The organism is Prevotella jejuni (assembly GCF_900187995.1).
GTDB classification, from domain to species: Bacteria; Bacteroidota; Bacteroidia; order Bacteroidales; family Bacteroidaceae; genus Prevotella; species Prevotella jejuni.
Genome location: NZ_FZNZ01000009.1, coordinates 93,586 through 114,706, shown reverse-complemented (window position 1 = coordinate 114,706; position 21,121 = coordinate 93,586). Strand labels below are relative to the sequence as shown.

Sequence of the window (21,121 nt, the reverse complement as noted above, 5' to 3'; positions counted from 1 at the left end):
ATAATTGGTGATTCTTCATGATGCAAAGGTAATAAATACTTATGAAATTATGTGCTTAAGAGGATAGACTTGCAACTGGGTTTTAGGACTGACCCGCTTTTTTTAGGTATTTGTGCTGCTGCTTTCCCGCTTCAATTCGTAGCTGATACGATGAGTAGTATACATCTCAATAACAGCAGAAATGAGTAGGAGTATGACCCAATTATGATGGAAGATACTCACATAACTGCTGTATCCATCTAATGAGCCAGTGAAAATAGGGCGAAGAAAATGATAAGCGTCTTCTACCATAAAGATGCCAGCAAGGATAAATCCCCATCCTGCCAACGACATAATCTTGCGTAGACGACGAATAGCTAATACTGTACCTAAGTAACGTTGTCGTGACTGCATAAGTGCAAATAAGATTGCACCTACAAGCATTAGCCAGCAAGCAATAGGCTGGATTAAAAGGAAGGCATACAAGCCTGCCCCTGCAACCATTGTTATCCCTCCTAAGAGGTAAACGATAGATTCTACTTTAGTCAGTTGTTTCATTCTTACCAGTGTTTTCGGTTGGATGCTCATCATCGCTTAGAACGAAGATGTCTTCATTGTCAGCTTTCATAAAATAACGTTCACGAGCGACACGTGCAATAGCTTTGGGATCAGTCTTTAGTTCCTTAAGTTGTTGCATGTCATGCTTATATTGAGAATCGTACTTTTGGATTTCTCTCTTCAAATCATCAATCTGATAGGCATACTCTATTCGTTTCATAAAACTGTTTTCATCCACGATACCAACAATGAGTACACCGAGAATGATAACAATATGAAACTTAAACCGATTGAAGAAACTAATGATATGTCCAGTAATCTTACTCACTTCTTTACATTCTTTTTTGCAAAAGTAAGGAAAAGATTGCATATCGGAGCATTAAAGATATATATTTTTAGCAAATTAACAATTTAATTCTTCTTACCTCCTTACTGTTTTCTTAACTTTTATTACCTTTGCATTGATAATCAGACTTTACTATTTTATGGATGAATATATTGTTTCGGCGCGAAAGTATCGCCCGTTGTCCTTTGATGCTGTCGTAGGACAACAGGCGCTGACTACTACGCTGAAGAATGCTGTGAAGAGTGGTAAGCTGGCTCATGCTTATCTTTTTTGTGGTCCACGAGGTGTGGGTAAGACTACTTGTGCCCGTATCTTTGCGAAAGCTATTAATTGCGAACACCCTACGGCTGACGGTGAGGCTTGCAATGAGTGTGAAAGTTGCAAGGCTTTCAGCGAAGGACGCAGTTATAATATCTTCGAGTTAGATGCTGCCAGCAATAACTCTGTTGAGAATATCAAGGCATTGATGGACCAGACCCGTATCCCACCACAGGTAGGACGTTATAAGGTCTTTATCATTGACGAGGTTCACATGCTTTCTACTGCAGCCTTCAATGCGTTCCTCAAGACGCTGGAGGAACCGCCAGCACATGTCATCTTTATCCTTGCTACGACTGAGAAGCATAAGATTCTCCCAACGATCCTATCGCGTTGTCAGATTTATGACTTCGAACGAATGACGGTTCCAAATATTATCGACCATCTAAAGCGTGTTGCTGAGAAGGAGAATATACAGTATGAGGAAGAGGCTCTGAGCGTGATTGCGGAGAAAGCGGATGGCGGAATGCGTGATGCGCTCTCTATATTCGACCAAGCTGCAAGTTTCTCTCAGGGGAATATCACTTATCAAAAGGTGATAGAAGACTTGAATGTACTTGATACTGAAAATTATTTTAACATTGTCGACCTTGCCTTAGAGAATAAGGTAAGTGAGATAATGGTACTTTTAAATACTGTCATCAATAAGGGATTTGATGGTGGGCACCTTGTGAACGGTCTGGCTTCTCATGTTCGTAACGTATTGATGGCAAAGGATGCGCAGACTCTCCCGTTGCTTGAGGTGAGCGAACAGTTGAGAAATCGTTACCAGCAGCAGGCACAGAAGTGTCCTGTTAATTTCCTTTACACTGCATTGCAGATTATGAATCGATGTGATGTGGAGTATCGACAGAGTTCTAATAAGCGTTTGTTGGTTGAACTAACGCTTATCCAAGTGGCGCAGATTACGCAGAAGGAAGATGATATTCCTGCCTCGGGGCGTAGCCCTAAACGATTAAAATCCCTGTTCAAGAATCTTATTCTGAAGGCTCAACAGAAACCGACTCCGCAGGTGGTTGGGAGCCTGAAACATGATAATGACACTGTTCACAATGCTAATGCGGGTGGGACAGTGCCTGTTGAGGTTGTGTCTTCGTCTGAAAAGTCTGTTGCTGAGACTTCTGGCGAACGTCCTAATGTGAATGTAAATTCAGGTGTCCCGAATGCTGTTAATCTCAGTTCGTTGACGATGTCATTCGATAATCTGCTCAAAGCCGATAAGAAGAAAAAGCAAGAAGAGGAGCTTGAAATAACCAATAAGGATGAGAATGAGCGGTTTACACAGCAAGAGTTGGTTGTGAGTTGGCGGGCTATGTGTTCACGAATGCCTGAGCGTATGCAGGCTTTGGCACAGCGTATGAAGAATATTACACCTACTGTCACAGAGTATCCAACAATCTTGGTACTTGCAGAAAACAATATTCAGCTCAACGAAATGCTAACTATTAAATCGCGCATCCGTGCTACATTGGCAAAAGAACTGCACAACGGACAGATTGAAGTAGATATTCGTCTTGCTAAGTTTGAAGAAATCAAGCCAATGCTTACGCCTCGTGAGTCTCTGAATAAACTGTTGGAGACAAATCATCCTGTAAAGGAACTTATTGATGCGTTGGACTTGTATTTGGATTAAGAAAATCCACCTTTGGTGTTGTCACGGCTAATATCGTCCCATAAGTAGTGTACAGGTAGCTGATATTTAGTGCTCTAATAGTTGGTTTTTAGGTGTTTTAGTGAACCTTGCTACTTGTTTTTAACTATTGTCCGAAGGCTTCGGACAAGTTGTCCGGACGCCCCGTACAAGTTGTCCAGAGGCTCCGGACAGTTAGTGAGAAGGCTTAGTATCAGTCTTATTTGGGGTTGAGAAACTTGCTTCTTTAGGTGTTTTACAGTGTTATTATTATCAATAACAGACCGTAATGAGGGTGTACTATTCAAGTCTTAACGGAACGCAATATATGAACAAAATCTTTTCAGTTAGTGTGTACGTACATTATTGTAAAAGTTAAAATAGCGTAATGGTAGTTCTATTCGGCATTATTTCAGTATTTTTGTACGTTATTTAGGCAATGAGAAATAAGAGCATTATATTCCTATTATCCTTTGTTGTTGTTTTTGCAATGGCAAGTGTCAACATGCCTGTGCCTCAAGGTAAGAAAACCAAGAAGGCTAAGGCAAGCACAGTTGTGGTTGATACATTACTGAAAGGACAAGGTTCAAAGGATAGTAAGGCGGTTGATAAGAATATTCCAGATACCACGAAGATGGATTCTCTTCAGTTGGCTATCTATCATCATAATAAGGCTATAGACGATTCTATTCGTGCTGATAGTGTGATGCGTGCACGTTCGAATGGAATTGATGCACCTGTTAAGTATTCAGCAGAAGACTCTATTGTGTATGATGCTGCGTCGGGTACTGCCTATCTCTATGGTAATTCGAAGGTTGATTATGAGAATATGAAGCTTGCGAGTGACAAGGTTCACATGAATCTTGATAATAGTACAGTACGTGCGACAGGTACTGCCGACTCTACTGCAGAGGGTGGTATTAAAGGAAAGCCAGTATTTACGATGGGTAAAGACGAGTATCAGAGTGATACAATGGCTTTCAATTTCAAGTCGAAAAAAGGCTTGATAAAAGGAATCTATACCGAGCAACAAGATGGATTCTTGAGTGGAGAAGTGGGGAAACGTGACTCTACTGGGGCTGTCTTCTTGCAGCATGGCCGTTATACTACCTGTGATAAACCCCATCCTGACTTCTATATCGCCCTTTCTCGTGCAAAGGTTCGTCCGGGCAAGGATGTTGTCTTCGGACCGGCTTATCTTGTAGTGGCCGATGTCCCTCTGCCTTTGGCTATCCCATACGGCTTCTTCCCGTTCTCAAAAAAGTATTCAAGCGGTTTTATCATGCCAAGTTATGGTGATGAAAGCGACCGTGGTTTCTATCTTCGTGATGGTGGTTACTACTTTGCTATTAGTGATAAATGGGACTTAAAGCTCATTGGAGAGATTTATACTAAGGGGTCATGGGGTGTGTCTGCAGCCAGCAACTACCGCAAGAGGTATAGATATTCGGGCTCATTCCTCTTTAGTTATCAGGATTCAAAGACTGGTGATAAGGGATTACCAGACTTTGCTGAGCAGGAGAGCTTTAAGATTCAGTGGAATCATCGCCAAGACCCAAAGGCTAATCCTTATAGTTCTTTGGCGGCAAGTGTAAACTTTGCGACATCAAGCTATGAACGTAACAACCTCAATAGTTTGTATAATCCGCAGACACTCACGCAGTCTACGAGAACTTCTTCCGTGAGTTGGAATACGAGCTTCTCAAGTATTGGACTCTCTCTGAGTGCTACTACGAACCTTGCACAGAACATGCGTACTTCTTCTATACAGATAACACTGCCAGACTTGAACATTAGCTTGAGCCGATTCTATCCTTTCAAGCGCAAGCATCTTGTAGGTAAGGAACGTTGGTATGAGAAGATTTCTATGAGCTATACGGGTCAGTTGGCTAATTCTATCTCAACGACAGAAGATAAAATCCTACACTCTAATCTGATTAAAGACTGGAAGAATGCTTTTCAGCATACAATCCCTGTACAGGCAAACTTCACCTTGTTTAATTATATCAATGTGACACCATCTTTCAATTTCACAGACCGTATGTATTCTAAGAAGGTGACACGTGGATGGGATAACACCCTTCAGAAAGAGGTGGTGAGAGATACTACCTATGGTTTCCATAATGTTTACAACTGGAGTATGAGCGTGGGTGCCAGTACAAAGGTGTATGGCTTCTGGACACCTAACAGGAAGCTGTTCGGTGATAAGATTCAGGCTATCCGTCATGTCATCACACCTCAGGTGACATTCTCATACGCTCCTAACTTTGCTGCACGCCGGTATGGCTACTATGATAGCTATCAGTACACAGATGCAAGTGGTAACGTGAAACTTGTTGAATACTCACCTTATCAAGATGAGCTTTATAGTGTGCCGGGTAAGTACAAGACTGAGATGATTAGTTGGGATGTTAGCAATAACATCGAAATGAAGGTTAAGAGTGATAAGGATACAACTGGTTATAAGAAGATAAGTATCATTGATGAGTTAGGGGCAAGTATGTCTTACAATGCGGCAGCTGACTATCATCGTTGGAGCGACCTTAGTATGCGTCTACGTTTGAAGTGGTGGAAGAACTATACATTCTCTATGAATGCACAGTTTGCCACCTATGCTTATGAACTTGACGCCAATGGTAAACCTTATGTAGGTAATCATACGGAGTGGGGGTATGGTCGTTTGCCTCGTTTTCAGGGTATGTCGCAGAACTTCTCATTCACTTTGAACCCAGAGAAGTTGAAGAAGTGGTTTGGACATAAGGATGAAAAAGATGATGACAAGGTATCAGCAGATAGCGACGGACCGGATACCGATATCGAGTCAAACATGGATGATGACCTTGAAAAGGGAAAGTATGCTGCTAAGAAGAAACGTGGTAATATTGCTGAGACGGACGATAACGGTTATATGAGATTTAATATGCCGTGGTCATTGACTATTGGTTATGGTATTACGATGCGTGAGAACACTGCGGGTAAGTTCAATACTAAGACGATGCGTTACCCTTATAAGTTCACACAGACGCTGAACCTCTCTGGTAACATTCGTATCAGTGATGGCTGGAATATTAACTTCTCAAGTGGTTACGACTTTGAAAACCATGCGATGAGTATGACAACAGCGAGTCTGTCACGCGACCTTCACTGTTTTAATATGAGTGCTTCTATCGTGTTAGCACCCTATACCTCTTACAACTTTACCTTCCGTTGTAATGCAGCAACACTGACGGATGCACTTAAGTATGATAAGCGAAGCGGTATTGTCAATGCTGTGCAGTGGTATTAAGTTGTGTGATGATAACTTCTATGGTGGATGTCTTTGCTATCTACCTTTGATACAGAACCCTCTATAAACAACACAAATAATTGATTGAATATGAAGAAACAGACACAAGCTATACATCTCCCTTATAAGCGTAGAGATGCTTACGACGCTTTAAGTATGCCTATCTATAACGCTGTTGCTTATGAGTTTGATAATGCGGAAGTGATGGCTGATGCCTTTTGCGGACGTATTGATGCGCCTGATTATTCACGTGTAGAGAACCCAACAGTAACTAACTTTGAACTACGGGTTAAGGCTTTGACAGGCGCAGAGCATGTGATTGCACTTAATTCGGGTATGGCTGCTATTAGTAACACTTTGTTTGCTATTGTCGAACAGGGGAAGAACGTGATTACTTCGCGTCATCTCTTCGGGAATACCTTCTCCTTACTTACATCAACACTAAGCCGCTTTGGCGTAGAGACAAAGCTATGTGACCTTACGAATGTAGACGCTGTTGAGAAGTTGGTGGATGATAATACGTGCTGTCTCTTCCTTGAAGTGATGACGAATCCACAGCTTGAAGTCGTCGATGTACGGGCTTTGACGGAGATGGCTCACCGACATGGTATTCCTGTTATTGCCGATACTACTATTATTCCTTTTACTCAGTTCTCTGCAAAGGACTTAGGTGTTGACGTTGAGGTTATCTCAAGTACAAAGTATATTAGTGGTGGGGCTACCTCTTTAGGTGGTCTGATTATTGATTATGGAAGATTTCCTTTCATTGGAAAACGACTCTTGAATGAGATGCTCTTCAACCTTGGTTCTTACATGACACCACAGGTTGCATATATGCAGACTTTGGGTTTGGAGACCTTAGATGCTCGCTATCGTGTACAAGCTGCTAATGCTTTAGCGTTAGCAAAACGGTTGTGTACGCTTAAGCCTATCTGTAATGTCAATTATGTTGGCTTGGAGGATAACCGTTATCATCAGCTCTCTCTACGTCAGTATGGTGAAACGGCTGGGGCGATGATAACGATTGACTTGGAGAGTCAGGAGGCTTGCTTCAAACTGTTGAATAACCTCAAACTCATTCATCGTGCAACTAATCTCTTTGATAATCGCACTTTAGCAATTCATCCAGCAAGTACTATCTTCGGACTCTTCTCGGCTGAGGAGCGTGCAGCAATGGATATCCTTGATACGACGATACGACTGAGTGTTGGCTTAGAGGATGTTGACGACCTATTCAATGATATAAAACAAGCTTTGGAAGCATAATGAAGACATATAACTTCGATGAGATAATTGATCGTTCGGGAAGTGGTGACTTGAAGCATGAGGCACTCCTTCCACGTTGGGGACGCAATGACTTATTACCCCTTTGGGTGGCTGACATGGATTTTGCCACACCTGATTTCGTTGTTGATGCACTTAAGGCTCGTCTCTCACATCCTATCTTTGGTTATACTATTGAGCCTGCTGACTATCGCCCAACAATTATTGATTGGAACGAATCACATCATTGTTGGAAGATAAAACCAGAGTGGATAAGTTTTATTCCAGGTATTGTTAAAGGCATTGGCTTCGTTGTGAATGTGTTTACAAAGCCAGGAGAGAAAGTTATCATACAGCCTCCTGTCTATCATCCGTTCCGTATGACGCCTGAAGATAACGGTCGTGAGGTTGTTTTCAACCCGCTTCGTCTGCGTGAGGATGGTTATTATGATATGGACTTTGATAACCTTTCGGAGGTATGTGATGATAAATGTCGTGTGTTGATACTCTCTAATCCACATAATCCTGCGGGAGTATGTTGGTCAAAAGAGACTTTGCAACGTTTAGCCGACTTCTGTTATGAACACAATATCATTGTCATTAGTGATGAGATACATAGTGATATGGCACTCTTCGGTAATCGTCATGTCCCGTTTGCGAGTGTGTCTGAACGTGCTGCTGACATAAGTATCACCTTTGCAGCACCGACTAAGACCTTCAATATGGCGGGTATTGTTAGTTCGTATGCCGTTATTTCTAATGATGACTTGCGTCAACGCTTCTATGGATGGCTAAAGGCTAATGAATTAGACGAGCCTACGATATTTGCTCCGATAGCTACTATAGCTGCTTATCAGAAAGGAGAAGAATGGCGTAAGCAGATGTTGGCTTATGTAGAAGATAATGTTCGTTTTGTGGAGGATTACTGTCGAGAGCGTATCCCTGGTATTCGTCCACTCCGTCCGCAAGCCAGTTTCCTCGTTTGGTTGAACTGTCGTGGACTTGAATTAAGCCATGACAAGCTGCTTGACCTTTTCATTGATAAGGCACATCTGGCCCTCAATGATGGTGAGATGTTTGGCCCTGGTGGGGAAGGCTTTATGCGATTGAATGTGGGTACACCACGTTCTGTACTTCGTCAGGCGTTGGAACAGTTGGCGAAAGCTGTAAATGAATTATAAAACAAAGATGTTATGGAAGCATTAGAAGCATTGTTAACACGTCGCAGTGTACGTTCTTATGAGGCACGTATGCCTGAGCAGGAGTTGATTGATAAGGTGATGGAGGCTGGTCTTTATGCTGCAAGTGGAAAGAATATGCAGACCGCTATCATCGTAGAAGTGACCAATAAGGAAGTACGCGACCGTTTGTCTGTGATAAATGCTGAGATAATGGGCGTAACGAGTGACCCTTTCTATGGTGCACCCGTTGTCCTTGCTGTGTTAGCAGATAAGAGTAGTCCTAACCATGTCTATGATGGTGCGTTGATGATGGGCAACCTTATGAACGCTGCCCATGCGGTAGGCTTAGGCAGTTGTTGGATTAATCGTGCCAAGGAAATGTTTGAACGTGAAGAAGGCAAGCAGATGCTGAGAGAGTGGGGAGTAGAAGGCGATTATGAAGGTATTGGTTTCTGTATTCTTGGCTATACTACGAAGGAGGGTAAGACGGCACCACGTAAGGCAAACCGTATCTTCTACGTGAGGTAAGAATTTGGCAGACTACTAATAAATTAATATTTCCGTAGAAGTTAATCGGCTGTGCCCTGCTATATATAATAAGGTGAAGCTGGATATTCTCTTACGTTTTCAACCTACGTGTTGAAGCCTCGCACAAGTCGTGTTTATGGTCAGCGACAGTGGTGTTGAGGATTGTATAGATTATGCCAGACTACTGAAGCCTTACAATATGTCGTCTTATTGGATGCAATTGTTTGTAAGTGTCCTCCAAGATGACAAGTTAGCCTGTTGTTTATTGAGCGGTTTAAGCAGAGTGATGATACAAAGTAGCCTCAATATATTTGAATAATTTGTGTTCATTCAAATATATTGAGGCTATTCTTTTCTATCTTTCAGAAGTAGAAAACGTTTGGTTCTCTATGGAAAGAAGGACTTAATTATTCTCCCTCCTCTTCCTTCTTCTTGCGAGTAGCTCTACGCTTCTTTGGCTTCTCCTCGGTCTTGTCAACCTTTACACCAGCCAATTCAGGATCGATGAGGATACGGCCACAGTACTCACAAACGATAATCTTCTTGTGCATCTTCACATCCAACTGGCGCTGAGGTGGTATCTTATTGAAACAACCACCGCAAGCATCACGCTGTACATAGACGATACCTAAACCATTACGAGCACCACGACGGATGCGCTTAAAGCTACGGAGCAATCCAGGCTCAATCTTTGTCTCTAATTCTGCAGCCTTCTCTTTCAAGAGACCTTCCTCTTCACGAGTCTCCTGCATAATCTCATCGAGCTCATTACGCTTCTCTTCTAAGGCATGCTGACGGTCTTCGAGCAGAGCACGGTTAGCCTCTAAGTCTCTTTGCTTCTCTTCAATCTTGTATTGAGCTTCCTTAATCTTCTTATTGCAAAGCTCAATCTCCAAGGTCTGGAACTCTATCTCCTTTGTCAGTGTATCGTATTCACGATTGTTTGCAACAGAGTCTAACTGCTTGTTATAGCGTTCCAAGCTTGCTTGAGCCTCAAGGATATTAGCCTTCTTCTGCGTTACTGCGCTCTGATAGTCCTTGATGTCTTGTTCTATCTTCTCAATGCGAATGTGCAAGCCTTCCAACTCGTCTTCCAAGTCACGTACCTCAAGTGGCAACTCACCACGCAAAGCTCGTTTCTCATCGATTCCTGATAGGGTCGTCTGCAACTGGAAAAGGGCCTTCAATTTATCCTCTACTGATAACTCTTTTGGATCTTTCTTTGCCATAGTTCTTATGTATTATTTAATTCAAAATGCTATATTAATCATTCAAAATAGGATTGTCACTGTTCGCTGTTCGCTGTTGGCTCGTCAACTCGTCACTATTAACTCGTCAACTCGTCAATTCATTAACTTGTTAACTAAAAATAGCCGATAGGATTTGTGTTAATCTCTGATAAGCAACACTTCACTCCTGGGCATTCTCGTACGATGATGTCACGTAACACCTCTGTTGTGAATTGTTCACTCTGATAATGACCAATGACACATATCTGTATTTCTTGCTCATGACCAAAGTATTCATGATAACCCATCTCGCCTGTCAGAAAGGCATCTGCGCCTGCTGCTATCGCATCTTTCAAGAGGAACGAGCCGGAACCTCCACAGAGAGCAATGTTGCGTATCTCACGACGGAGTAGTTCGTTGGTCTGAACACATTCTACATCAAACTTCTTCTTAAGCAACAGTATTAAGTCGTCTGCTGCTAATGGCTCCTCAAACTCACCAATGACACCATCGCCACCTGTTACTGATTCGCCTGTCTGTGGGTCTACCACCTGTTTATTTCGACCAAAGAAACGTGGATTCTTAAGGCCTAACTTCTCTGCTATCTTGTAGTTGACACCACCCACAGCTGAGTCTAAGTTTGTGTGCATAGCAGCGATGACAATGTCGTTCTTAATTGCCTTTATCACTGTACGCTGCACATAGTCTGCATCTGTCACCTGTGCTAACTTACGGAAGATGAGTGGATGGTGTGCAACAATTAAGTTACACCCCCGACGGATAGCTTCGTCTACCACCTTCTCAGTCACGTCAAGACACAATAAAGCCCCTGATACTTCCGCCTCTGTCAATCCAACTTGTAGGCCAGCATTATCATAACTCTCCTGCAAGGGCAAAGGCGCAAATCGTTCAAGGGCATCAATTACTTCCTTAATTTTCACGCTACGCATAAGTTTTAGAGTGCAAAGATAAGAAAATTATTCGATTTTCACAACCTTGTAGTCTAATTTCTTTTCATTCTCTTTCAAAGTAGAATTACTCTTGAATAATTAGATAACGTGATACGTTCCAGAACTTATCTGCATCGGTGATGGTGAGGGTTGTTGTTCCATCCTCATTTTCTGTGAGTGTGTAACTACCTTCTGGGTTCTGTGAAAGGAGCTTAGGATTGGATGAGCTTATTGTCAGTGTCTTCAGTTCCTTACTGTTAGCTTCTGTAAACAGTTCTTTTGTAACCTTGTTATTATTCACCTTCTTTGAAAAAAGTGATGTTTTCAAAAGACCTTTCTCCTTTAGTGTTTCTTTGGTAGCAATGATATAGTAGACGCTGCCTGACTCTTTTTCTTCTTTGTTTCTTTGTTTTTCCTTAGCCTTCAACTGGGCATATTCACGTTCTAAAGCAGCCATATTGAACCTGTAACGCATTGCATCAACACTGTTAGCTTGGTTCATAACGATATATTTAAGCTGGTCTACAGTGACATCCTTACGACTTGCAACCTGTTCTAATTGGGTTACACGGTCTCCTTTCTCCTTCAGCTGTGATGAAAGAAACTCTATCACCTTATAAAGGTTGTCTATGGTGGGATTAGATGCTGATGGTGTATCCACCTTCTTAGCCTTCTCGCTTAGCAGTTTGTCAATCTGGCTCTGCTTTTCTTTGAGCAGTGCACCGAGTCCTCTTATCTGCTGAATAATCTTCGATTTCTTATCCGTATGCTCAGTAGTCTTGCAGAGCATAGCTTCCTGAGAAGAGATGGCATCAAGGTTAGCTGATATTTCGTCTATAGATGCTGTCAGCTGACTTATCGCCTCTGCCTCTCTGGATGGAGGTGTGACATTGATACGTTCTCTGACAGGAGCCGGACGTTTCACATCCTCACAAGACGTGAAAGCTATCATACCTACGAACACTATCAGAGCTGTTAATTTATTACGTTTCATCTGTATAATCATCGAATGACAATGCAAAGATACTCTAATTATACGAAGAAACGTTAGATTATGTATTAAAAATACTAATAAAAGGAGAAACAATAGTGTGCTTCTCCTTTAATTTCGTTATTTCTTTGATAAACAGACGAATATTATCTTACAATAATCTTATGTATCTTACCATTCGTTTCCTTGATAATATTCACACCATGTTGTATATTTTCAAGACGTTTACCAGATAGGTCATAAATAGTTCTTGTGCCTTCTTTCTGCTGCTTATAAACGCTAATATCTGTTGGAGTTGGATTGTCTTCTTCCCAAATAAACGTTGCTGTCACTCCTTCTTCTCCTGACTGTATGCCCTTTTCTACAATACCACTTGCATTTAGGTTATACGTAATTGTGAAATCATCATCACTTGTCCACCCAAAATAGTATTTATCTATCACCGTATAGCGCACAGCAGACACTGGATGTTGGAATACTTTACCAAAGCATCCTGCTAAAAGTTGTCCGTATGGTGCGATACCTTCATGATCGGCAATTGAGGTAATTGGATTAACAAATAGAGAAAGATATTTGTTGGTAATGCTTTTGTTGTATTCATAAGCTACCTGTCCTACTTTTTTGTTATCCCAAAAATGCTCTACGAGTGTAATATCTCCGTCTGTCCATGTTAATTTATACTCTGTTCCAGTACGTTCATTGTTTGTTATTACAATCTTTGTCAGTTCCCCAGCTGTATTATATGTGTAGTTATATTCTGCCCAATATTCAGGTTCTCCTTCATACGGAATTAAGTTTATCTTTTCTGAAACAACTCTATTATTCTGGAGAATAGTTGTTCGGATATCTTTATTTTTGATATTTTCATTCTCATAGAATGTTTGAACGACCTTGTCATTACTATAAGCATACTTGCTACTACGTTTTAAGTCGTCGTCAGCAATATATTCAACAGACTCTATAAGTCTTCCTTTTTCATCATACTTTAATTCAAAGTAAGATTTGCCGTCGGTCATCTTCAACAACTTCCTGTCGTTCTGTGCACTGATGGTCTGACTAAACACAATGAGGGTAATAAGTAATAAGTAGATTCTCTTCATATACAATATAATTAAAATTTATAAATAGTCATTCTTTTATCAACTGCAAAGTTAATAAAAAAACGTTAATCCAATTTTTGTTTCTATAAAATTCAGGCTTATTAGTCCAATTACTTAATCGAGTAACAAGGGCTAATAAGCCTGAAAGGCTTTATCCTAATGCAAGGATACGTTCTAAGTCTTTTTCTTCACCTACTACCCATAGGACGTCACCTGCCTGCAGACAGCGGGAAGGAGTGATGAGTGTGAGGTTCTTCTGGCCTTCATCAACACCCACAACCATACAGCTGTATTCATCACGAATACCGCTGTCTTTAAGGGTCTTACCAATGAAAGGACTTGTTTTAGAGATAGTGAAACTGCGGAGTTTCATCTCATGTTTCTCTATGTCCGTAATCGTTGGCTGTAGTTCAGCCTTCATTGCTTTCGAAAGCTTTGTAAGCTGTTCGTCATCACCAATGGCTTGCAGTTTGTCGCCAGGGAAGAGAATCGTACCACCATTCGGAATATTGATACGTTGAGAACCACGAAGAATACTACTGATATGTACACCGAATCGGTTACGTAACTTTAGACTATACAATGTCTTACCAGCCCATAGAGAATCGTCGGGCAGTTCAAGGTTGGCAATATGAATATCTCGGTCTATCAGATGGTCGGCAAAGAGTGGTTTCTTCTTTCCTTGTATCTGTGCCTCTATATCACGACTTCGGAGGTTCTGGATAAAGAGACGTTCCAAAGTAATACTTCGTTTCTTGAGCCAACGAGATAGTAGCATCAATATCAATAAGCCCACCGCAACAGCAATCATCAATGCATTCTTAAAGCGTGTGAGATAGTTACATACGTAGAAGATGAAACTGAGTGCAATAAGTACACGTGCAAGAATGGTTGCAGTGAGAGGTAGACGATTGATACGGCGGTCTGTCCAAAGTGCCTTAAACGCTTCTGAGTGATTCTGTTTCATTACAATAGAACGTAGGAATGGTGCGATGAAGAGGATTGTAAGGAATCCACACACTGCATTACCAATCCAGTGACTGCCCGTCCATTTTATGGATAAGTTTCTACAGATAGGTAGGGCAGCAGAGAACATGATTGCGATGACAGCTGCAGAGAGAATACCATAAATAAGGGTGTTGAATATCATCTTCTTCATTAAAACCTTCCATAGATTATTAGTCGATGCACTCTCTCCCGCACTATTTGTTTGGATATGGGTAAGACGACGTACCCATCTTTTTGGAAGATGCTTAACGAGGACATTATAGCATGGTTCTGCCGCACGAATCATATACGGAGTGAGGAAGGTTGTGATGACTGATACGGCTACGACAACTGGATAAAGGAATTCGCTGATAACACCTAAGGATTTTCCTAATGTTGCAATAATAAAGGCAAACTCGCCAACTTGTGCCATTGAGAATCCACAGCGCATAGCATTCTTGAGGGTCTGTCCACCGAGAAGATAGCCTAAGGTTCCAAACAGCGCCTGTCCGACGAGGATTGTTATGACAAGTAAGAGAATTGGTATAGCATATTCTACAATAACGTTGGGCTTTACCAACATACCAACAGAGACGAAGAAGATTGCTCCAAAGAGATTCTTTACCGGATCTACAAGGCGGATGATTTTATCAGCCTCAACCGTCTCTGCTAAGATACTTCCCATGACGAAAGCACCAAAGGCTGCACTGAAACCTACCTGTGTTGATATAACAGCCATAAGACAACAGAAGCCTAATGACACAATAAGCAAGGTCTCGCTGTTAAGGATTTTGCGGACAGAACGAAGGAAGAGTGGAATGGCAAAAAGTCCAACAACAAACCATAAAACGAGGAAGAATCCAATCTTCATGATGCTTCCAAGAAGTTGTACGCCATCAGGACTGTTCCCACTTGCAACAGTACTGAGCATTACCATCATCACAATGGCAAGGATATCCTCTAAGATAAGTACGCTCATCACGGTAGAAGCGAAGCCTTGCTGTGTGAGTCCCATATCTGAGAAGGCTTTGTATATAATGGTTGTGGAACTCATTGCGACCATACCTCCGAGGAAGATGCAGTCCATCTCTTTCCATCCGAAGCTGTGTCCTACAATGACACCTAAGAGCATCATACTGAAGATGATAGTACAGGCAGCGATGATGGGGGAGGCTCCCATCTTGAGAATCTTCTTAATGGAGAAGTCTAATCCCAATGAGAACAATAAGAAGATGACACCAATGTCTGCCCATGTTTGTATGTCGCCTTGGTCGACAACACTCATGGTATAAGGCATGTGAGGTGACACAAGGAAACCTGCCACGATATATCCTAATACCAATGGTTGTTTGAGTTTCTTGAAAATAAGTGTTACAAATCCTGCTACAACGAGAATAAGAGCAAGGTCTTTTACCAATTCGGGTAGTTCTGACATAAATCTTTTATGGAGTTAGAGGAGTTAGTGGGGTAGTTGGATGTTAAACCAATACCTTATTATGAGTAATCTTGTATGTGTTGTTTGTGGAAGAGGTGGATTATAGTTGAAAATCTCATAGTTAAAAGAAAAGGAGTTAAACCAACATAAATATATAGTTCATAAAAGTGTTGGTTTAACTCCGGTACGATATCTTTAACTAATTGATTTTCTGTAGTTAATCATTAAACTCAGCCGTTAGTCGGCAGATGTTAATGATAACCTGCATAGCTTTCTCCATTACCTGAACTGAAACAAATTCGTATGGACCATGGAAGTTTACGCCACCTGCAAAGATGTTTGGACAAGGAAGGCCCTTAAATGAGAGCTGTGCACCATCCGTACCACCACGGATAGGCTGTACCTTTGGAGCTACATTTGCCTGCTGCATAGCCTGAAGAACTAACTCTATAACATGCATGTTAGGATCAATCTTCTCCTTCATGTTATAGTATTGGTCGTTCATCTTCAGTTCAACAGTTCCTTCACCATACTTCTCATTCATCTTCTTTACGCAGTTCTCCATGAAACGCTTACGGTCTTCGAAATGTTCACGGTCGTGGTCACGGATGATATAGCTGAGCTTTGCTTCTTCACAACGGCTTTCGATACCGATAAGATGATAGAAGCCTTGATAGCCTTCAGTCTCCTCTGGTATCTCTGTTGCTGGAATCATGTTGTTGAACTCACATGCCAAACGGCTGGCATTAACCATTTTTCCTTTAGCATAACCTGTATGAACACTTACGCCATGGATAAACACCTTAGCACCAGCTGCGTTGAAATTCTCATATTCAAGTTCACCGAGGTCACCACCATCAATGGTGTAACCCCATTCACATCCGAATTTCTCTACATCAAAATGATGCGCACCCATACCAATCTCCTCGTCTGGATTGAAAGCAATACGGATGTCGCCATGTTTTATCTCGTCGTGGTCACGAAGGAAACACATAGCCTGTACTATCTCAGCTATACCTGCCTTATCGTCAGCACCCAACAGTGTCGTACCGTCTGTTACGATGAGGTCTTCTCCCTTATGCTCTAAAAGTTCAGGGAACATGCGTGGAGAGCTGACCATGTTAGGGTTCAGTTGTATGTCACCACCGTCATAGTTTTCTACAACACGTGCTTTGATATTGGCGCCACTGGCGTCAAGTGCTGTGTCATAGTGGGAGATGAAGCCGATTGTTGGTATCTTCTTCTTTGTGTTGGCAGGGAGGGTGGCATAGATGTACCCCATCTCGTCCATCTCAACATCTTTCATGCCTTCACGCTCAAGTTCCTCCTTGAGGTATTTCGCAAAGATCAGTTGCTTCGGTGTACTTGGCACTGTCTCTGAGTCCTCGGCTGACTGTGTGTCAAACTTGGTGTAGTTGATAAATCTTTCTACTATTTCCATGATGTTACTGATATTTAATTGTATGTCTTTTGCTGAGCCAGTACTGCTTAATTGCAGTCTGTCATTTGCAAAGATACTATTTAATTTTGATAATGCCTAATGATAGGACTTCTGTCGTTTCTTTTTAGTATTTCTTATGCTGATAAGGATATTACTACTTATTCTATATGTTTAGTTTTAATTTCGTTTGCTGTCATTTTAACATTTGGAGGGAACCTTCTGTAAACTAATTAGTTAAATGCTTGTTGTGAATGACAGATATGACAGCAACTTTTGTTTTGGTTGATATGCCTCGTTATCATACATGGGTCATTCCGATAAGAATAGGAGAAGCAACAGTACTTGTCGTCTCTCCTTATTCTTCAAACATTATGGTTAGATTTGTAACATCTCCTACAGCATTACGTATTATGATATTTCACTTGAAAGGGTAGACTTATCTTTCTTCTTTCCAAAGAACTTGTTGACGGCAAGAGCAATCGCTCCATCACCAGTCACGTTACAAGCAGTACCGAAACTATCCATTGCAATGTACAAAGCTATCATCAATGCTTGGGCCTCTTCATCAAAGCCTAAGATACTTGATAAAGGTGCTAAAGCCGCCATAATGGCTCCTCCTGGTACTCCTGGTGCTGCTACCATGATGATAGAAAGCATGAGGATAAAGTAGATGAAGAGTCCTGGGTCGTGTGGTAGGTCTGTCAGTAGACAGATTGCTAAGGCACAAGCTGTAATCTTCATCGCACTACCACTGAGGTGGATAGTGGCACAAAGCGGTACGACAAAGCCTGCTACTTCGTTGCTTACACCGTTCTTCTCGGTTTGCTTCAGTGTCACTGGGATGGTTGCAGCTGATGAGCTCGTTCCCAATGCAGTCAGATAAGCTGGTAGCATGTTCCATAGTAATCTAAAAGGGTTACGCTTGACGATAGCACCCGCAATGCAGAACTCATAAACAAGGATGAGTACATGTAGTACGAGGATGACAATGATAATCTGTGAGAATACTATGAGTACTTGTCGCGCCTGTCCATTATGGGTCATACTAAGGAATACACCGAAGATATAAAGGGGTAGGAGAGGGATGATAGCCTTTTCTATCACTTTCTCTATAATGTTCTTAAACTCACTAAATAGGTTCTCCATTGTGCGCAAACCACCGTAGGCAATACCCAGTCCGACGATGAATGAGAACACCAAACTACTCATTACATCAACCATTGCAGGGATATTGATAGTAAAGTAAGGTGTTAGCTCTGTCGCTTTTTCTATCTGTGGTATGGCGCCTCCGGTAGAGGCTATCATAGAGGGGAATAGCCATGTTCCTGTTCCGTAGGACAGTCCACCTGCAACAATCGTGTCTACGTATGCGATAATTACTGTTGCCAGTAGTAGCTTACCAGCCCCTTTACCGATACCAGCAATAGCAGGTGTCACCAATCCGATGATAATCAGTGGTATCATAAAACCAAGGAACTGACTGAAGATACTATTGAAAGTCAGAAACACTCTTACTGCTGGGGCTGGGAGATAATAGCCAAGGAATAATCCAAGCAGTATGGCGATGATAACACGTGGGAGTAGTCCAATTCTGATCTTCTTTTGCATACTATTTTCTTTTAGGATGAATAATCTATTTCTTAGTTAACTCGGTTGAACAAAAAAAGGATGAACAGTAAACAACCATACATCCTTCGTTACAATCTGTGCCCCTCATTAAGCATCTTGTTCCTCTCTTAGTGACTCCGATGGGAGTTTTGTCTTCTCTTCTTAGCGCCTCCGTTGGGATTCAACTCCAAGCTCTTCAGAACATTTTTCTGGCCTCATTCGGCTAAATGTCATTAGAGAGTTTACACTTTTAGTGACTCCGTTGGGATTCAAACCCAAGACCTTCAGAACATTTTTCTGGCCTCATTCAGCTAAATGTCATTAGAGAGTTTACACTTTTAGTGACTCCGTTGGGATTCAAACCCAAGACCTTCAGAACATTTTTCTGGCCTCATTCGGCTAAATGTCATTAGAGAGTTTACACTTTTAGTGACTCCGTTGGGATTCAAACCCAAGACCTTCAGAACATTTTTCTGGCCTCATTCAGCTAAATGTCATCAAAGTGTCACTACGACTTAGTGACTCCGTTGGGATTCAAACCCAAGACCTTCAGAACCGGAATCTGACGCTCTATTCAGCTAAGCTACGGAGCCTAATGACTGTGCAAAGATACAGTAAAGTTTGCATAACTCCAAACGAACAGTAAACATTCTTACTAAAGTATCTGATATAAATGCGTTGTTTTGAAGGTTTAGTAATACCCTTACTGATAGAGAGAACCCTGTGTTCCTCTCTTTGTGGCTGTTTGGTAATCAACTCTTTATCGCCAGAGCAGTTGTTTTGGTTGGTAGGTTGTTCTTGTTAACAGTGGCGATAAGAAATAACATGAGAGGAGATAATTGACTAATAAACTGTCATAACGTTGTGAAATGTGGTCGGAATATATTATTATGTAACATTGGATAGGTGTTTGTTTCGCAGTTTGATAATTAATATATACCTTTGTGAGCAATTAAAATAATAGTCAAGTCATTAATAGAAAGGAACGAAAATGAGTCAACTGATAAAACCAAAAGGATATAAAGCAGCACTTGGAAAACGCCAGACCGAGTTAGGAATAAAACTGATAAAGGAGTTCTTTCAACAGAACTTAGCTACTGAACTACGACTAAGTCGTGTAACAGCACCGCTATTCGTACTGAAAGGCTTAGGTATCAATGATGATTTGAACGGTGTCGAACGCCCTGTATCCTTTCCTATTAAGGACTTGGGAGAGGCACAGGCTGAGGTGGTGCACTCATTGGCAAAGTGGAAACGGCTGACATTAGCCGACTACGACGTTCAACCGGGCTATGGTATCTATACGGATATGAATGCTATCCGTGCCGATGAGGAGCTGGACAACCTTCATTCTCTTTATGTTGACCAGTGGGACTGGGAGGCTGTTATCACCGAAGACGATAGGACACGTCATTATCTGGAGACTGTTGTTCGTCGTATCTATGCAGCCATTTTTCGTACAGAGTTCCTTGCTTGTGAGACTTATCCTCAGTTGGAACCATTCCTCCCAAAGTCGATTCATTTTATTCATGCGCAGGATTTGTTAGATATGTATCCTACGATGACGGCAAAAGAGCGTGAGGATGAGGTGTGTAAGAAGTATGGGGCGGTGTTTATTGAAGGGATAGGTTGCAGATTAAGCAATGGCGAGAAGCATGACGGTCGTGCTGCTGATTACGATGATTGGTCAACGATTGCTGAAGATGGTAAGGTGGGTTTGAATGGTGATATCCTCATTTGGTATCCAATCTTAGGCCGTAGTATTGAACTCTCGTCTATGGGTATCCGTGTGGACAAGACAGCTTTACTCCGTCAGTTGGCAATAGAGAAACAGGAAGAACGTGAGCATCTCTTCTTCCATCAGCAGCTGCTTTCTGACAAATTGCCACTGTCTATTGGTGGTGGTATCGGTCAGAGCCGTCTTTGTATGATAATGTTGCACAAAGCACATATCGGTGAGATACAAGCAAGTATATGGCCTGAAGATATGAGAAGAGCGTGTGATGAGGCTGGTATGACATTGATATAAGAGTCCCTTCCCTCCTATCTCTCCAAAAGAGATGACGAACTAATAGGATAAAGCGTCCTATAAATCTCTGAAGAAGAGAGTATGATGTTCAAATATTATTAAACCTCCATACTATTGTTGTTCACCAAGAACACTGCGTGTGATGAGCATAAAGATGAGAAGCAGAAGATGGCCCGATAGGTGCGTAGTGAATCTTGTAAGCTATCATCGAAACCCCAATAATCAAGTTTAGGACATACCTAATAATAAAAAAGGGCCATAT

Annotated in this window: 15 protein-coding genes and 1 tRNA gene; 6 read left to right on the top strand and 10 right to left on the bottom strand. The window is 41.7% G+C overall.

Annotated features, from left to right (window positions below; translation table 11 throughout):
• Window positions 1–102: 102 nt before the first annotated feature.
• Window positions 103–537: a hypothetical protein gene (locus tag CHB62_RS04795; RefSeq protein WP_009011570.1), complete on the bottom strand. Its 435-nt coding sequence runs from the start codon at window positions 535–537 to the stop codon at window positions 103–105.
• Window positions 521–865, bottom strand: a complete 345-nt coding sequence (locus tag CHB62_RS04790; protein ID WP_042856124.1) for an FtsB family cell division protein — start codon at window positions 863–865, stop codon at window positions 521–523. The genes CHB62_RS04795 and CHB62_RS04790 overlap by 17 nt, the downstream gene beginning before the upstream one ends.
• Before the next feature lie 157 nt (window positions 866–1,022).
• Here CHB62_RS04790 and CHB62_RS04785 point away from each other — a divergent pair, with 157 nt between their 5' ends.
• The 5 genes from CHB62_RS04785 (at window position 1,023) to CHB62_RS04765 (ending at window position 9,089) form a co-directional block, all read left to right on the top strand.
• Complete coding sequence (locus CHB62_RS04785; RefSeq protein ID WP_009011572.1) at window positions 1,023–2,834, top strand: DNA polymerase III subunit gamma/tau; 1,812 nt, start codon at window positions 1,023–1,025, stop codon at window positions 2,832–2,834.
• A 436-nt stretch (window positions 2,835–3,270) separates the two neighbouring features.
• Complete coding sequence (locus CHB62_RS04780; RefSeq protein WP_009011574.1) at window positions 3,271–6,117, top strand: putative LPS assembly protein LptD; 2,847 nt, start codon at window positions 3,271–3,273, stop codon at window positions 6,115–6,117.
• A 90-nt stretch (window positions 6,118–6,207) separates the two neighbouring features.
• Entirely contained in the window at window positions 6,208–7,383 is a 1,176-nt protein-coding gene (locus tag CHB62_RS04775; RefSeq protein ID WP_009011575.1) for a trans-sulfuration enzyme family protein, read from the top strand.
• Entirely contained in the window at window positions 7,383–8,561 is a 1,179-nt protein-coding gene (locus CHB62_RS04770) for a MalY/PatB family protein (protein WP_009011576.1), read from the top strand. Before CHB62_RS04775 ends, CHB62_RS04770 begins: the two co-directional genes overlap by 1 nt.
• 12 nt (window positions 8,562–8,573) lie before the next feature.
• Window positions 8,574–9,089 (top strand): nitroreductase family protein, encoded by a 516-nt coding sequence (locus CHB62_RS04765; RefSeq protein ID WP_009011577.1) that lies wholly within the window; start codon window positions 8,574–8,576, stop codon window positions 9,087–9,089.
• A 407-nt stretch (window positions 9,090–9,496) separates the two neighbouring features.
• On the opposite strand, the gene CHB62_RS04760 is transcribed toward CHB62_RS04765, so the two are convergent.
• The 8 genes from CHB62_RS04760 to CHB62_RS04725 all read right to left on the bottom strand — a co-directional run bounded on the left by CHB62_RS04760 (window position 9,497) and on the right by CHB62_RS04725 (window position 19,423).
• On the bottom strand, window positions 9,497–10,318 hold the full coding sequence (locus CHB62_RS04760; RefSeq protein WP_009011578.1) for a zinc ribbon domain-containing protein: 822 nt from the start codon (window positions 10,316–10,318) through the stop codon (window positions 9,497–9,499).
• Between the two features lie 134 nt (window positions 10,319–10,452).
• Window positions 10,453–11,268: a Nif3-like dinuclear metal center hexameric protein gene (locus CHB62_RS04755; protein ID WP_089365906.1), complete on the bottom strand. Its 816-nt coding sequence runs from the start codon at window positions 11,266–11,268 to the stop codon at window positions 10,453–10,455.
• A gap of 85 nt (window positions 11,269–11,353) precedes the next feature.
• Entirely contained in the window at window positions 11,354–12,262 is a 909-nt protein-coding gene (locus CHB62_RS04750; RefSeq protein ID WP_240616168.1) for a Cbp1 family collagen-binding glycoprotein adhesin, read from the bottom strand.
• A 143-nt stretch (window positions 12,263–12,405) separates the two neighbouring features.
• Window positions 12,406–13,359, bottom strand: a complete 954-nt coding sequence (locus CHB62_RS04745) for a DUF4595 domain-containing protein (RefSeq protein ID WP_089365904.1) — start codon at window positions 13,357–13,359, stop codon at window positions 12,406–12,408.
• A gap of 151 nt (window positions 13,360–13,510) precedes the next feature.
• Window positions 13,511–15,781, bottom strand: a complete 2,271-nt coding sequence (locus tag CHB62_RS04740) for a cation:proton antiporter (RefSeq protein WP_089365903.1) — start codon at window positions 15,779–15,781, stop codon at window positions 13,511–13,513.
• 217 nt (window positions 15,782–15,998) lie between these two features.
• Entirely contained in the window at window positions 15,999–17,222 is a 1,224-nt protein-coding gene (gene pepT / locus CHB62_RS04735) for a peptidase T (protein ID WP_089365902.1), read from the bottom strand.
• 408 nt (window positions 17,223–17,630) lie between these two features.
• Window positions 17,631–18,830 carry a dicarboxylate/amino acid:cation symporter gene (locus CHB62_RS04730; RefSeq protein WP_089365901.1) on the bottom strand — a complete coding sequence of 400 codons (1,200 nt, stop codon included), beginning with the start codon at window positions 18,828–18,830 and terminating at the stop codon, window positions 17,631–17,633.
• Between the two features lie 519 nt (window positions 18,831–19,349).
• Window positions 19,350–19,423 (bottom strand) — tRNA-Arg (locus CHB62_RS04725).
• A 398-nt stretch (window positions 19,424–19,821) separates the two neighbouring features.
• Between CHB62_RS04725 and asnA the strand changes: the two genes are divergently transcribed.
• Complete coding sequence (gene asnA / locus CHB62_RS04720) at window positions 19,822–20,859, top strand: aspartate--ammonia ligase (RefSeq protein ID WP_089365900.1); 1,038 nt, start codon at window positions 19,822–19,824, stop codon at window positions 20,857–20,859.
• Window positions 20,860–21,121: the final 262 nt, after the last annotated feature.

Bases quoted from the DNA above. Each gene is read 5' to 3' on its own strand.
- CHB62_RS04795 (WP_009011570.1), bottom strand. From the start codon at position 537: ATGAAACAACTGACTAAAGTAGAATCTATCGTTTACCTCTTAGGAGGG.
- CHB62_RS04785 (WP_009011572.1), top strand. From the start codon at position 1,023: ATGGATGAATATATTGTTTCGGCGCGAAAGTATCGCCCGTTGTCCTTT.
- CHB62_RS04780 (WP_009011574.1), top strand. From the start codon at position 3,271: ATGAGAAATAAGAGCATTATATTCCTATTATCCTTTGTTGTTGTTTTT.
- CHB62_RS04775 (WP_009011575.1), top strand. From the start codon at position 6,208: ATGAAGAAACAGACACAAGCTATACATCTCCCTTATAAGCGTAGAGAT.
- CHB62_RS04770 (WP_009011576.1), top strand. From the start codon at position 7,383: ATGAAGACATATAACTTCGATGAGATAATTGATCGTTCGGGAAGTGGT.
- CHB62_RS04765 (WP_009011577.1), top strand. From the start codon at position 8,574: ATGGAAGCATTAGAAGCATTGTTAACACGTCGCAGTGTACGTTCTTAT.
- CHB62_RS04760 (WP_009011578.1), bottom strand. From the start codon at position 10,318: ATGGCAAAGAAAGATCCAAAAGAGTTATCAGTAGAGGATAAATTGAAG.
- CHB62_RS04755 (WP_089365906.1), bottom strand. From the start codon at position 11,268: ATGCGTAGCGTGAAAATTAAGGAAGTAATTGATGCCCTTGAACGATTT.
- CHB62_RS04750 (WP_240616168.1), bottom strand. From the start codon at position 12,262: ATGAAACGTAATAAATTAACAGCTCTGATAGTGTTCGTAGGTATGATA.
- CHB62_RS04745 (WP_089365904.1), bottom strand. From the start codon at position 13,359: ATGAAGAGAATCTACTTATTACTTATTACCCTCATTGTGTTTAGTCAG.
- CHB62_RS04740 (WP_089365903.1), bottom strand. From the start codon at position 15,781: ATGTCAGAACTACCCGAATTGGTAAAAGACCTTGCTCTTATTCTCGTT.
- pepT (WP_089365902.1), bottom strand. From the start codon at position 17,222: ATGGAAATAGTAGAAAGATTTATCAACTACACCAAGTTTGACACACAG.
- CHB62_RS04730 (WP_089365901.1), bottom strand. From the start codon at position 18,830: ATGCAAAAGAAGATCAGAATTGGACTACTCCCACGTGTTATCATCGCC.
- asnA (WP_089365900.1), top strand. From the start codon at position 19,822: ATGAGTCAACTGATAAAACCAAAAGGATATAAAGCAGCACTTGGAAAA.